The following is a 12,755-nucleotide window of genomic DNA, read 5'->3' as shown; positions in this document are numbered from 1 at the left end:
CAATCACTCAAATATATAAATTTTAGACCTACACTGTTGTTAATAAAATTATAAAATTGAACATCTGCACTATTGTGATGTTTTTTTATACGATTGTGCTATCCGTTTTTCATCTGTAAATGTAACTTGGCATTACGAAAAAATTAAAATTACTAATATGAGCACAATTACAGAACCAAAATCAGAGACCGCATTTCAGTGGCCTGAATTCAAAAACAAATATGATAATTACATTGACGGTAAATTCACACCTCCGGTTAACGGACAGTATTTCAATGTCGTTTCACCGGTTAACGGGAAAAATTTCACTCAGGTAGCCCATTCATCCAAAGAAGACCTGGAACTGGCTGTCAATGCTGCGGACAAAGCATTTCAAACCTGGAAAAACACCTCTTCTACAGAGAGAAGTATTATTCTGAATAAAATAGCAGACCGGATAGAGCAGAATCTTGAGCACCTTGCCATCGTAGAAACTATCGATAACGGAAAGGCTGTCAGAGAAACTTTAGCCGCTGATTTACCCCTTGCGGTAGACCATTTCAGATATTTTGCGTCTGTAGTACGAGCCGAAGAAGGTTCTCACAACGAACTCGATAAAGATACCGTTTCCCTGATCGTTCACGAACCGCTGGGCGTAATCGCACAAATCATTCCTTGGAATTTCCCGATTTTGATGGCCGTATGGAAGCTGGCTCCGGCCTTAGCCGCAGGAAATTGCGTAGTGCTGAAACCGGCAGAAAGTACTCCTGTTTCCATTATGGTTTTAATGGAGATCATCGGAGATTTATTGCCTGCAGGGGTTATCAATATCGTTAATGGTTTCGGAGCTGAACTTGGAAGAGCTTTGGTAACCAATCCTAAAGTATCAAAAGCCGCATTCACAGGTTCTACAGCTACAGGACGTCTTGTGATGCAATATGCCACAGAAAATATCATCCCGGTCACCCTTGAGTTAGGAGGGAAATCTCCAAACGTTTTCTTCACCTCAGTAATGGATGCGGATGATGCATTCCTCGATAAAGCAATTGAAGGAGCTGTGCTTTTTGCCCTTAATCAGGGGGAGATCTGTACGTGTCCTTCAAGACTGTTGGTTCAGGAAGATATTGCTGATGCATTTATTGAAAAAGTAATCGAAAGAGTAAAAGCCATTAAAGTAGGAAATCCACTGGATAAAACCGTGATGATGGGTGCTCAGGCTTCCCAGATCCAGAAAGATAAAATTCTTTCTTACATCCAGCTTGGAAAAGAAGAAGGCGCTGAGGTTCTTGTTGGTGGTGAGGTAAACAATGTAGGAGAAGATCTTGAAGACGGATTCTATATCCAGCCGACTATTTTCAAAGGGAATAATAGAATGAGAATCTTCCAGGAGGAAATTTTCGGACCTGTATTGGCATTTACGACTTTCAAAGATGAAGAAGAAGCGATAAAAATTGCCAACGATACAATCTACGGGCTTGGAGCAGGGGTCTGGACAAGAGATGCACACCAGTTGTACAATGTTCCGCGCCAGATTCAGGCGGGAAGAGTTTGGGTGAATCAGTACCACTCATATCCTGCGGGAGCACCTTTCGGAGGGTATAAGCAGTCGGGAATCGGTAGAGAAAATCACAAAATGATGCTTGATCACTACCGTCAGACTAAAAATATGCTGATCTCTTACAACAAGAACAAATTAGGTTTCTTTTAATTTTTAATATTAGGGCGTGCCCGTTTGCCCCGGCTCTGCCGGGGCAAAACGGTCGGGCTATTCCAGGGCTTCACTTCGTTTCGGTGCTCCATTTCATTCCGCACCGGCTCGTTCCTCGCCCCGCCCTTCCTATCCCTCACGCGGAAAATAGAGGCCCTTATCTGAACTATTTCGGGTAAGCAGAAATTCTGTTGCTGTTTTTCATGTGAAAAGTCAATTTTGCTTCGCAAGTCAATAGTCAATGATCGGCTGGTAGTAGGATTCACCATTGACGATTCAGCATTCACAAAGTTTAAATGTGAAAAGTCAATTTTGCTTCGCAAGTCGATAGTGAATGATGGACCGCTAGTAAAATTCACAATTCACCATTGACAATTAACTCCAAATAACCAACTAAACTCAAAAAAAATATGATTCCAAAAACAATGAAAGCTGCTGTAGTTCAGGGCTACGGGCAACCACTCAAAATAGAAGAAGTTCCGGTAAAAGTACCCGGAAGATATGAAGTATTGGTCAAAGTAATCGCCTGTGGAGTTTGCCATACAGATTTACATGCTGTAGATGGAGACTGGCCGGCAAAACCTAAAATGCCCCTGATTCCCGGACATGAAGGAGTAGGAATCGTAGTTGCCTGTGGACCCGAGGCACAGGTGAAAGAAGGAGATGCCGTAGGAGTTCCGTGGCTGTACAGTGCCTGCGGATGCTGTGATTACTGTATTACCGGTTGGGAAACATTGTGTGAAGCTCAGAAAAATGGTGGTTACAGTGTAGATGGAGGATTTGCGGAATATGTTATTGCAGATTCAAGATATGTAGGACATTTAAAATCTGATGTCAACTTTTTAGAGATTGCCCCAATTTTATGCGCGGGAGTAACCGTTTATAAAGGATTGAAAGAAACTGAAGCAAAGCCCGGAGAATGGGTCGCCATCTCTGGAATAGGAGGATTAGGACATGTGGCAGTTCAGTATGCCAAAGCAATGGGAATGCATGTGGCGGCTATTGATGTCGCAGATGACAAACTGGAGCTGGCGAAAAAATTAGGAGCAGATCTGGTGGTTAATGCAAAAACTACAGATCCTGGACAGTATTTACATAAAGAAGTCGGTGGAATGCATGGTGCCTTGATTACAGCTGTTTCTCCCATTGCATTTAAGCAAGGAATAGATGTACTGAGAAGAAAAGGAACCATTGCCCTCAACGGCCTTCCTCCCGGTTCTTTTGAACTCCCGATTTTTGAAACCGTATTAAAGAGAATAACCGTGAGAGGCTCTATTGTCGGAACAAGGAAAGATCTTCAGGAAGCGCTGGATTTCGCCAATGAAGGCCTTGTAAAAGCAACGGTAACCTCTGCAAAACTGGAAGATATCAATGATGTTTTTGATAAAATGAAGAAAGGACAGATAGATGGCAGAATCGTCCTCGATATTGCCGGCTCAAATTAAATAATGGATTAATGTGCCCGGCGAAATCATTTGCCGGGCTTTTTTCTTCCTGATGTTACAGTATATTTGAAAATATTCACTGTCTAAATATTCGGTAGTAAAAAAATCTGCGCCATTTGTGTAATCTGCGCGAATACAAATCTGATGAGTTTCATCAACCGCATTTTTCAGCATGACAGCGGTATACAATTTTATCGGAGATAAAATCTTCGCGCCTTAAAACAGAATGAGGATAAAAAAACTTTAGCGCCTTTGCGAATAAAACACACAGAAATAGGTAATAATCGCTAATCAAAATCTTCGTATCTTAATTGTTTAATTAAAAGAAAAAATGGAAACCACAATATCCAGACTATCAGCAACAGAAAAAGCACTTGATGTCATTTATCAACTGGAAGATAAATACGGTGCATTAATGTTTTACCAGGCAGGCGGATGCTGTGAAGGCACCCAACCGCAATGCTTCGAGAAAGGCGGATTTTTTCCCCGGATGAATGACGCCATGATTGGAACCATCAAAGGCCATGAATTCTGGATAGACCGAGACCTATTTGAATACTGGAAATATTCTCACTTCACACTGGATGTAACAGACGGATTCGGGCCGGGAGGATTTTCTCTGGAAACCCCTTTAGGAAAAACATTCAAAGTCAATTACAGACTCTTCACGAAAGAAGAATACGAAAATCTGGAACCTGTAAAACGCAGTGAATAAAATGGACATAGTCTGATATTTTTTGATAGGATAGCTTGTGAAGGGCCATAGTAAAATTAAACTTACCAGTGGAAAACAACCGGGTAAGAAATGACTCTTCCCTTTTTTTCTAATGTCTGATGTCTGACTTTTCTATCTTGATTCTTGGCTCTTTATTCTCTCCCCATCACACCTTGACAAACCGGTTCACAAACATCGCCGCCACAATATCCCCCACAGCATTCAAAACAGTGGCTAAAGGATCTACTAATGTTCCTATGATCATCACAGCAGGGATGGCTTCCTGTGGTAATTTATAGACTGAAATCATCAGCATCTCCCCAATATATCCGCCGTTTGGAATTCCGCCGGCTACAATGCTTACAAACACTGTGATTCCTAAGGCAAGCAGTAAATTAGCAGGGTCAAAAAAATCTTTTCCTATAATCAGAAAAGCAACATAGATCTTGATAATAGATGACATGGAAGATCCGTTCTTATGCAACGTGGTTCCGATAGGGATCACAAGGTTCGCAATGGAATTCGGAATACCGATCTTGGAAGCAGCCTGAAGATTCGCTGGCATTGTAGCAAAACTGCTGCACGTACTCAGGGCAGTTAGAGTAGGATAGACCGCATTGGTCCAGAAACTTTTAATTCCTTTTCGTCCGTCTGCCATAAAAGCATACAGTGAAAAGAATACAAAGAAGTAAACGATTCCTGCGATATAATAAAGGCCTAAGGGTTTAGCATAGAATCCAAAAAGCTGAGGTCCCAATGTAGCTACCTGATAAGCGAAATAAGCTCCAAGACCAATAGGAGCCAGCTTCATAATCAATAAAAGGAGTTCCTTCATGACCTCATATCCTGAAGCGATAAAAAGCCTGAACGGCTGACCTTTTTCTCCGGACTTCCTGGCGGCAAACCCAGTCATAAAAGCGAAAATAAGTAAAGCCAGCATATTTTGCCTCGAAAACAGCTGTGTAAATTCTCCAACAGTGAAGAAACTTACAATCCTGTTCCCCCAGCTGTCTTCGCTGGAGGCTTCAGAAATCATTTCCGAACTTCCGGAAACTCCTGAAACAGGAAATACATAAACGGCACAAATCGTAAAAACTGCCGCTGTCAAAATAAAGAACAGAAAGGTGAAAGACATCACCAGAATGATTTTTCCAAACTTAGATTGTTGCTCCAGAGAAGCAATAGAATTGGAAACGGCGAAGAATACCAACGGGACTACACTCACAAAAAGCAGGTTCAGAAAGATATCACCCAGTGGTTTAATATAGTCCACAATACCCGGAGCAGCAATGCCTATGATGCTTCCTGCAACAATCCCTAAAAGTAAAAGTATAATTCCTGAGTAGTTGTTCAGTACTTCTTTCATTTAACGCTTTTTATCAAAGATAGGTTAATTTTTTTAGTGTAAAATAGATAATGAATGGAAGCATACTGGATTTTTGATGTGTATTGCAATTGGAGTAAATTGACCTATTTATTCATGTTTTGGTGAAATTTTATTAGAATTCATTGTGTTTTGTAATATTATTTTAATTAATAATTATTGTTTTTATTATTTTATTTACAATTTATTTAATGTTTAATTGTTGATTTAATTTAATTAATGCGTTTTATTTAAATTATTTACAATATATTAGCACCATGTTAATCTAAAATAAAATACAAATTATGAAAAACAAAAGCAAAATTTCATTATTAATGATGGTTGCCTTATTCACTGCAAGTTGCAACACGGATAGAATGGGTGACTTAAAAGAAGGGAATGAGGTCGCAGACTTAAAGAGTTCGGTTTCTTCTGACTCTTCAAAACCTATTCCGGGGCAGTATATTGTAGTTCTAAATGATGGGGTTCTCAATGCAAACGGCCTTGAAGTTGCCAAAAGTACAGATGGTGGTAAAGAAAGCTATGAGAGAAACAACAACGTGTTATTAAGTAAAATGAGAAGTAATGAGGAAGGATTAAAATTAGGTATTGATAACCAGAAAATATCCAGTGTTTTTGGCAATGCTTTGGAGGGTTTTGTCGCTAAAAACCTTACTGATGCTGATGTAGAACTTCTTAAAAAAGATAGCAAGGTACAAAGTATTGAACAGGATTATTTAGTCACATTATTAGAGAAGCCGGCTGAAGAAACAATAGCCTCCAAAGCTGTTACCGGACAGGAGACCCCTTGGGGAATCACCAGAGTTGGCGGTGCAGGAAACGGTGTCGGGAAAACAGCTTGGGTAATTGATTCGGGAATCGATTTGGATCATCCGGATCTTAATGTCAATACGCAGAAAAGTAAGTCATTCATAGGAGATAATAATCCGGATGACGGACACGGACATGGAACCCATGTTGCAGGAACTATTGCAGCAATTAATAATGATATAGGAGTAGTGGGTGTAGCTGCAGGCGCTACTGTTGTTTCATTGAAAGTGGTAAATTCCTTAGGGCAGGGATCACCTTCCACATGGGTTTCAGCTTTAGACTATGTGTATGTCAATGCTTCAGCAGGTGATGTGGTTAATATGAGTGTTGGGGCACCAAAAAATACAGCTGTTGATGCAACTCTTTTAAAAGTAGCTAAAAAAGGGATTAAAATAGCGGTAGCTGCTGGAAATTCTTATGATAACGCTAATAACTATTCACCGGCAAGAGTCAATCATGCTAATATTTATACGATTTCTGCAATAGCTCAGGGAGATTTCTGGACCTACTTCTCGAGTTATGGAACTTGCGTGGATTATGCTGCTCCGGGGTACAAGGTGAAATCAACTTCGAAAAATGGAGGTTATCATGTAGATAGTGGTACTTCCATGGCATCACCTCATGCTGCTGGAGTTGTGTTACTGGGAAGTCCAACAGCGGATGGCAGTGTTAAGGCTGCCTATTGGGAGCATGACAATGTTAATTATAGCGGAAACTATGGAGCTACCAATACCTACAGTTTATCACATTACCGTTATGATAAAGATGGTACCATTGATAAGATTATTCATAGATAATTCCTTACAGGTTTATTATATAACGGGCTATCTCAAAAATGAGATAGCCTTTTGATTTTCAGAGATAAATTTCATAAATTTGAGTAAACCCCATTTCTATGGCTTATATAGATTACTATAAAATTTTAGGCGTAGATAAAAGCGCCACTCAGGATGATATCAAAAAAGCCTACCGAAAACTGGCGAGAAAATTACATCCCGATCTCAATCCGGACGATAAAGAATCCGAGAAAAAATTCAAAGAACTGAATGAGGCCAACGAAGTGCTCAGTAATCCTGAAAATCGTGCTAAGTATGATAAATACGGAGAAAACTGGAAGCATGGCGAAGAATATGAAAAAGCACAACAGGAGCAAAGGCAACATCAACAGCAGAACTATGGCGGCAGCGGAGGATTTTCCGGCACTGATTTCGGCGAAGGTGAAGATTTTTCAGATTTTTTCCAGAGTATGTTTGGCGGTGCAGGGGGTGGCTTTGGGAAAAGCTCAAGAGGAAGCTCTTCCGGGAAATTCAAAGGACAGGATGTGAATGCTGAACTGAATTTAAATTTAAAAGATGCTGCGCAGACTCATCCGCAGACTTTTGAGATCAATGGTAAGAAGGTAAGAATTACCATCCCAGCCGGTGTATATGACGGTCAGCAGATTAAGCTGAAAGGTCATGGAAGTCCCGGATTTAATGGAGGTCCAAATGGAGATCTCTACATCACATTCAATATTCCGGTAGATCCCAATTTTGAAAGAATCGGGAATGATCTGAAAACCAAAGTATCCATTGATCTGTATACTGCTCTTTTAGGTGGCGACGTAAAAGTGAATACACTGGACGGAAGTGTCAACCTTAAAGTAAAACCTGAAACCCAGAACGGAACAACGGTAAGACTGAAAGGAAAAGGTTTCCCGGTGTATAAAAAAGAAGGTGAGTCCGGAGATCTTTTCGTGACCTACGAGGTGAAATTGCCGACAGATCTTACAGACAAGCAGAAAGAACTTTTTGAACAACTTAAAAATTCCTAAGCCATGAGTGAAAGAATATCGCGAGAAGAACTCGTAAAAATATACAATATAGAGATCACTTTTTTTGATGAATTGGTGGATGTTGGTTTACTAAATATAGAAACAGAGAATGAAGTCCGATATTTGTTATATGAAGATCTGCCCGTTTTCGAAAGATTTACCAACTGGCATTACGATCTGGAAATCAATCTTCCGGGGTTGGAAGTTATTAGTGATATGCTCCGTAAAATGGAAGATTTAAAACGCAGAAACCGTGATCTGATGAATAAACTTTCTGCAATAAATGACCAATATGAAGATATTTAATTTAGTTTTGTACATCTTTAAAACAAACTAAATATTTCTAAAAAATGAATGGAGAGAAAGTCATTAAATTACATGTAAACAGAAAGGATTTTGAAGAAATTTATTTCAGCGGCAATCAGGGAAGTTTATTTTTTTCACAGACGACCAAAGGAAAAACCGTTACCACGATAGTTGTAGGATTAATTCTATTGATTTTATTCTTTTTTAAAGATGATTTAAGCAAAGAAAAATTTGGAATCCTTTATTTTGTCAGCTTTTTATTTTTGCTGTGTACAGTGTATCTCTCTTTGAGCATCAATAAAGTTTCCCGATGGAAAAAAGAAGTGAACAGGTATTTAAAGTCTCTGGAGGATTCTGAAATGTATGAGATCAGATTTAATGATGAGATTTTTAATGTGAATCTTAATCATCAGGAGGAATTAAGTAAATGGGAAGATTTTAAGTACTTTGATGCCAACAATGAATTCATTTCATTAGAGGGAAAGTTCAATTATATGTTTCCAAAGAAGTCCATGAGTAAAGCAGATTATGATACGCTCAAACAGGTAGCAAAGAAAAATATTAAACCATAAAAAAATCAGAGCAACTGCTCTGATTTTCTATTTATATAAAAAGGATTTACTTTCTGTCTTTGATTAATCTAACCAACCCATTTCCTTCATCCACTCATCATTGTAGACTTTTCCTACATATCTTGAACCATGGTCATGGAAAAGCACTACGATCACATCATCTTTCGTGAACTGATCTTTCATCTGGATCAGAGAAGCAATCGCGCTTCCTGCAGAATATCCACAGAAAATTCCTTCTTCCTTAGCCAGTTTTCTAGCGTAGACAGCACCGTCTTTATCCGTTACTTTTTCGAAATGATCAATCACAGACATGTCGTAGTTCTCAGGAATAATATCTTCCCCGATTCCTTCCGTAATGTAGGTATAAGCATGATCATAATGAAGTTCACCCGTTTCGTGGAATTCCTTCAGAATAGAACCGTACGTATCAACACCGATTACTTTAATGTTTGGATTTTTCTCCTTGAAGAATGTTCCACAACCGGTCACTGTACCTCCCGTTCCGGCACCTGCCACGAAATGGGTAAGCTTTCCTTCCGTCTGTTCCCAGATTTCAGGCGCTGTAGATTCGTAATGAGCCGTTCTGTTGGATAAGTTGTCATATTGGTTCACATACCATCCGTTTTCTGTTTCTTTAGCCAGTCTTTTAGACACTGAATAGTAAGAACGCGGATCTGTAGGCTTCACATCGGTAGGGCAGACAATAACTTCTGCGCCTACAGCACGAAGGATGTCACATTTCTCCTTAGACTGCTTGGAATTGGTTACAAAGATACATTTGTAGCCTTTGATGATGGCTGCAAGAGCCAGTCCCATTCCTGTATTTCCTGAAGTTCCCTCAATAATGGTACCTCCGGGCTTTAATCTGCCGTCTTTTTCGGCATCTTCTATCATTTTAAGAGCCATTCTGTCCTTTACGGAATTTCCTGGATTGAATGTTTCTACTTTTGCTAAAACTAATGCAGGAAAGTCTTCTCCTAATACTTTGTTAAGTTTTACAAGAGGTGTATTCCCTATCGTTTCAAGAATATTTTTTGCGTATTTCATAAATGTTTTATAAGCGGTGCAAAGATAATGCTTTAAAATTTAGCTACGTAAATTAAAGATTATGATTTATAAAGTCAATGGACAAAGGTTAATGGTGAATTTTATTAACGAAAGACCTTTTTAATAGCATTGTGAATGATGGAAAGTCAATAGTGAATTTTTTCACGACAATAAAATTAATTACTGCCATTCATCATTGACTATTCACAATGGACCATTGACAACGAGCCATTGCTAGTTGTACTTAATTGCTTTCACCGGAGAAATTTTGCTGATCAGGTAGCTTGGAATAATCAGAGCCAGACCGGAAATAAGCAGAATTCCTAATGAAATAGAAATAATAGCTACCGGATTTAAATCCACCGGAACCGTACTTACATAGTAGTTTTCAGGATTCAGTTTAATAATACCGAAAAATTTCTGAAGTAAAATAAGGCCAAGACCAATGGCATTTCCGTACAATAGCCCCGGAATCATGATGATCAGGGTATAATTGATGAAAGTTGCTCTGATCTGTGAATTACTTGCTCCCAATGTTTTTAAAAGACCGATAGAATTGGTTCTTTCAATGATCAGAATCAGAAGAACCATAATAATATTGATGACAACAACGATCAGCATAATGATGATGATCAGGGCGATATTAGTGTCGAAAATACTGATCCAGTCGTTGATCTGCGGGAATTTGTCTGTTGCTTTTTCAGCGTAGTTTTTATAGCCGATCAGTTTTTCAATGTCCGGAAAATCTTTATCGATATCATTGACGTTTTTAAAGAATATGTCAATTCCACCTATTTCATCAGGTTTCATTTCCTGAATTTTTCTCACATGATTAATTCCGCCGATGACGAACTGTTCATCAATCATCTTGATATCCGTTTTGTAAATCCCGATAATTCTGAATTTACGGTAGATTGGTTTTTGATCAGCTTTTGAAAATACGGTAACAATGCTGTCATTTACTTTAAGATGAAGGTCATTAGCGATCTTCTGTGAAACCGTTACATCATTATTATATCCTTTTTCTGTCACTTTTGGTGTCGTTCCGGCTACAAGGAATTTTTTGAATCTCAGGCTGTCAAAATCTTTTCCGATTCCTTTAAATATAATCCCCGAAAAATTGTGTTCATTACGCATAATTCCGGTTACCGTAGCATACCGCTGAACACTTTCTACATCAGGAAGTTCTTTGATCTTTTGAATATTTAACCCCTGATTGTCGAGAACGGAAGTATTGTATGAAGAATTTGATCTAGTGGATCGTATCGTAATGTGTCCGCTGAAATCTGCCAGTCTCTCTTTGATGGCTTTCTTTGAACCGAATCCCGTAGATACGGTAATCAGAGAAACAATGATCCCCAAAGCTACAGAAAGCCTGCCGATGAAGATGATCACTCTTGAAAGGTTATTTTTGTTATCTTTGGAAAACGCTATTTTTCTAGAGAAATATAAAGGAAATTTCAAGCTTATGAATTTAGATTTCAAAATTAAAAATTTACTTCTGATTTGCCTAATTTTTTTAGGAGTATTCAACCAATATTATTCTCAGGTTCAAGGAAAACCGGATTTTAAAACCGGCGCAGACCAATCTGAACTTTATCTGCCTCTGTTGAAAAATAAAACGATCGGTGTGGTAACCAATCAAACCGGGCTGATGAGCGATAAAAACCATGTCGTAGATTTTCTGGTGAAAAACAATATTAAGATCAAAGCGATATTCGCTCCGGAACATGGTTTCAGAGGAGATGCAGATGCAGGTGAGAAAGTGAAAAACGGAGTAGATACCAAAACCGGCATCCCGATTATTTCTCTATACGGAAACAATAAAAAACCAAAACCCGAACAGTTAAAAGGAATTGATATTGTCGTTTTCGATATTCAGGATGTAGGGGTGAGATTCTATACTTATATTTCAACTTTAGCTTATTTAATGGAGGCTGGGGCTGAAAACAATGTAGAAATAATGGTGCTGGACCGCCCGAATCCGCATGATGGCTACACAGACGGACCGGTTTTGAATAAGAAATGGTCAAGTTTTGTAGGAATGCACGAAGTTCCTGTGGTCTATGGATTAACGATAGGAGAGTACGGGAAAATGGTGAATGGCGAAAAGTGGCTGAAAAATGGAGTCCAGGCAAAATATACCCTGATTCCTATGAAAAATTACCACAAAAAACAGCGTTATCCCATCTTAGATAAACCTTCTCCGAATCTACCGAACGATAAATCAATTAATTTATATCCAAGCTTATGTTTCTTTGAAGGAACTCAGGTTTCAGTAGGAAGAGGAACAAATCTTCCGTTTCAGATCTACGGATCTCCATGGACGCAGGGGCTGCCTTACCAGTTTACACCAAAGCCTAATTTTGGGGCGAAAGATCCTTTCTTAAATGGGAAGTTATGCTACGGTGAAGACCTTTCAGGCTATTCGAAAGACCTGAGAGAACTGAATCTTGATTGGTTGATTAAATCTTATAAAAGCTACAAAAATCCACAACAGGGGTTCTTCCTTGAAAACCTGTTCTTTGATAAACTGGCCGGAACCGATGAGTTCAGAAAACAGATTATAGCCGGAAAATCGATCCAGGAGATCAAAGCTTCATGGAAAAGCGGTCTGGAAAAATTTGAAAAGATTCGTATGAAGTATGTTCTGTATCAGGACTGATTGAAAAGTCAATTGTGAATTTGGCTTTGCCAGTCAATGGTGAATTTATATTTCAAAAATTCACTGGCGAAGCCAAATTCACAATTAGCTATTCATTTTTTATCAGTCGAAATTCTGCGGAGGATTTTTATCGTTCTTGCCTTTATTAAGAATGAAAAGCCCCAGGGACAATCCTATAACTCCGGCAAATGCCGTCATCAACGCTCTTTCAAGCTTATCAGGCAAATCATTTCCGATATAATTCATTAAAAAAAGAATCACAAAAGTGATCACTGAAATGATAATATGATTTTTTCCGAACAGTTTCATGC

General features: G+C 38.9%; 12 protein-coding genes. 8 read left to right on the top strand and 4 right to left on the bottom strand.

Annotation, left to right across the window (positions count from 1 at the left end):
* The first annotated feature begins 157 nt into the window (after positions 1-157).
* The 3 genes from BM143_RS04605 (at position 158) to BM143_RS04585 (ending at position 3,847) form a co-directional block, all read left to right on the top strand.
* Positions 158-1,687, top strand: a complete 1,530-nt coding sequence (locus BM143_RS04605) for an aldehyde dehydrogenase family protein (protein WP_090023377.1) — start codon at positions 158-160, stop codon at positions 1,685-1,687.
* A 410-nt stretch (positions 1,688-2,097) separates the two neighbouring features.
* Complete coding sequence (adhP, locus tag BM143_RS04595; RefSeq protein ID WP_090023372.1) at positions 2,098-3,132, top strand: alcohol dehydrogenase AdhP; 1,035 nt, start codon at positions 2,098-2,100, stop codon at positions 3,130-3,132.
* A gap of 331 nt (positions 3,133-3,463) precedes the next feature.
* Positions 3,464-3,847 (top strand): DUF779 domain-containing protein, encoded by a 384-nt coding sequence (locus BM143_RS04585; RefSeq protein WP_090023368.1) that lies wholly within the window; start codon positions 3,464-3,466, stop codon positions 3,845-3,847.
* 166 nt (positions 3,848-4,013) lie between these two features.
* On the opposite strand, the gene BM143_RS04580 is transcribed toward BM143_RS04585, so the two are convergent.
* Positions 4,014-5,213: a dicarboxylate/amino acid:cation symporter gene (locus BM143_RS04580; protein WP_090023366.1), complete on the bottom strand. Its 1,200-nt coding sequence runs from the start codon at positions 5,211-5,213 to the stop codon at positions 4,014-4,016.
* A 302-nt stretch (positions 5,214-5,515) separates the two neighbouring features.
* On the opposite strand from BM143_RS04580, the gene BM143_RS04575 reads away from it, so the two are divergent.
* The 4 genes from BM143_RS04575 (at position 5,516) to BM143_RS04560 (ending at position 8,732) form a co-directional block, all read left to right on the top strand.
* Positions 5,516-6,838 carry a S8 family serine peptidase gene (locus tag BM143_RS04575; RefSeq protein ID WP_090023363.1) on the top strand — a complete coding sequence of 441 codons (1,323 nt, stop codon included), beginning with the start codon at positions 5,516-5,518 and terminating at the stop codon, positions 6,836-6,838.
* Between the two features lie 98 nt (positions 6,839-6,936).
* On the top strand, positions 6,937-7,854 hold the full coding sequence (locus BM143_RS04570; RefSeq protein ID WP_090023362.1) for a DnaJ C-terminal domain-containing protein: 918 nt from the start codon (positions 6,937-6,939) through the stop codon (positions 7,852-7,854).
* 3 nt (positions 7,855-7,857) lie between these two features.
* Complete coding sequence (locus tag BM143_RS04565; RefSeq protein ID WP_090023359.1) at positions 7,858-8,160, top strand: chaperone modulator CbpM; 303 nt, start codon at positions 7,858-7,860, stop codon at positions 8,158-8,160.
* A gap of 44 nt (positions 8,161-8,204) precedes the next feature.
* Entirely contained in the window at positions 8,205-8,732 is a 528-nt protein-coding gene (locus BM143_RS04560; RefSeq protein WP_090023357.1) for a hypothetical protein, read from the top strand.
* Positions 8,733-8,795: 63 nt separating this feature from the next.
* Here BM143_RS04560 and BM143_RS04555 read toward each other — a convergent pair whose 3' ends face one another.
* Together BM143_RS04555 and BM143_RS04550 are read right to left on the bottom strand one after the other, a co-directional pair.
* Entirely contained in the window at positions 8,796-9,779 is a 984-nt protein-coding gene (locus tag BM143_RS04555) for a PLP-dependent cysteine synthase family protein (protein WP_034728797.1), read from the bottom strand.
* Between the two features lie 234 nt (positions 9,780-10,013).
* Positions 10,014-11,243, bottom strand: a complete 1,230-nt coding sequence (locus BM143_RS04550) for an ABC transporter permease (protein WP_047449300.1) — start codon at positions 11,241-11,243, stop codon at positions 10,014-10,016.
* A 4-nt stretch (positions 11,244-11,247) separates the two neighbouring features.
* On the opposite strand from BM143_RS04550, the gene BM143_RS04545 reads away from it, so the two are divergent.
* The gene (locus BM143_RS04545; protein ID WP_090023884.1) at positions 11,248-12,444 is read left to right on the top strand and encodes an exo-beta-N-acetylmuramidase NamZ family protein; all 1,197 of its coding nucleotides are present in this window, start codon (positions 11,248-11,250) and stop codon (positions 12,442-12,444) included.
* Between the two features lie 102 nt (positions 12,445-12,546).
* Here BM143_RS04545 and BM143_RS04540 read toward each other — a convergent pair whose 3' ends face one another.
* Entirely contained in the window at positions 12,547-12,753 is a 207-nt protein-coding gene (locus BM143_RS04540) for a hypothetical protein (RefSeq protein ID WP_072921985.1), read from the bottom strand.
* Positions 12,754-12,755: the final 2 nt, after the last annotated feature.

This window comes from Chryseobacterium oleae (assembly GCF_900115055.1).
In the GTDB taxonomy this organism is placed as follows: domain Bacteria; phylum Bacteroidota; class Bacteroidia; order Flavobacteriales; family Weeksellaceae; genus Chryseobacterium; species Chryseobacterium oleae.
This window is presented reverse-complemented; position numbering and strand designations above follow the sequence as displayed.

Bases quoted from the DNA above. Each gene is read 5' to 3' on its own strand.
- BM143_RS04580 (WP_090023366.1), bottom strand. From the start codon at position 5,213: ATGAAAGAAGTACTGAACAACTACTCAGGAATTATACTTTTACTTTTA.
- adhP (WP_090023372.1), top strand. From the start codon at position 2,098: ATGATTCCAAAAACAATGAAAGCTGCTGTAGTTCAGGGCTACGGGCAA.
- BM143_RS04540 (WP_072921985.1), bottom strand. From the start codon at position 12,753: ATGAAACTGTTCGGAAAAAATCATATTATCATTTCAGTGATCACTTTT.
- BM143_RS04555 (WP_034728797.1), bottom strand. From the start codon at position 9,779: ATGAAATACGCAAAAAATATTCTTGAAACGATAGGGAATACACCTCTT.
- BM143_RS04605 (WP_090023377.1), top strand. From the start codon at position 158: ATGAGCACAATTACAGAACCAAAATCAGAGACCGCATTTCAGTGGCCT.
- BM143_RS04560 (WP_090023357.1), top strand. From the start codon at position 8,205: ATGAATGGAGAGAAAGTCATTAAATTACATGTAAACAGAAAGGATTTT.
- BM143_RS04575 (WP_090023363.1), top strand. From the start codon at position 5,516: ATGAAAAACAAAAGCAAAATTTCATTATTAATGATGGTTGCCTTATTC.
- BM143_RS04585 (WP_090023368.1), top strand. From the start codon at position 3,464: ATGGAAACCACAATATCCAGACTATCAGCAACAGAAAAAGCACTTGAT.
- BM143_RS04545 (WP_090023884.1), top strand. From the start codon at position 11,248: ATGAATTTAGATTTCAAAATTAAAAATTTACTTCTGATTTGCCTAATT.
- BM143_RS04565 (WP_090023359.1), top strand. From the start codon at position 7,858: ATGAGTGAAAGAATATCGCGAGAAGAACTCGTAAAAATATACAATATA.
- BM143_RS04570 (WP_090023362.1), top strand. From the start codon at position 6,937: ATGGCTTATATAGATTACTATAAAATTTTAGGCGTAGATAAAAGCGCC.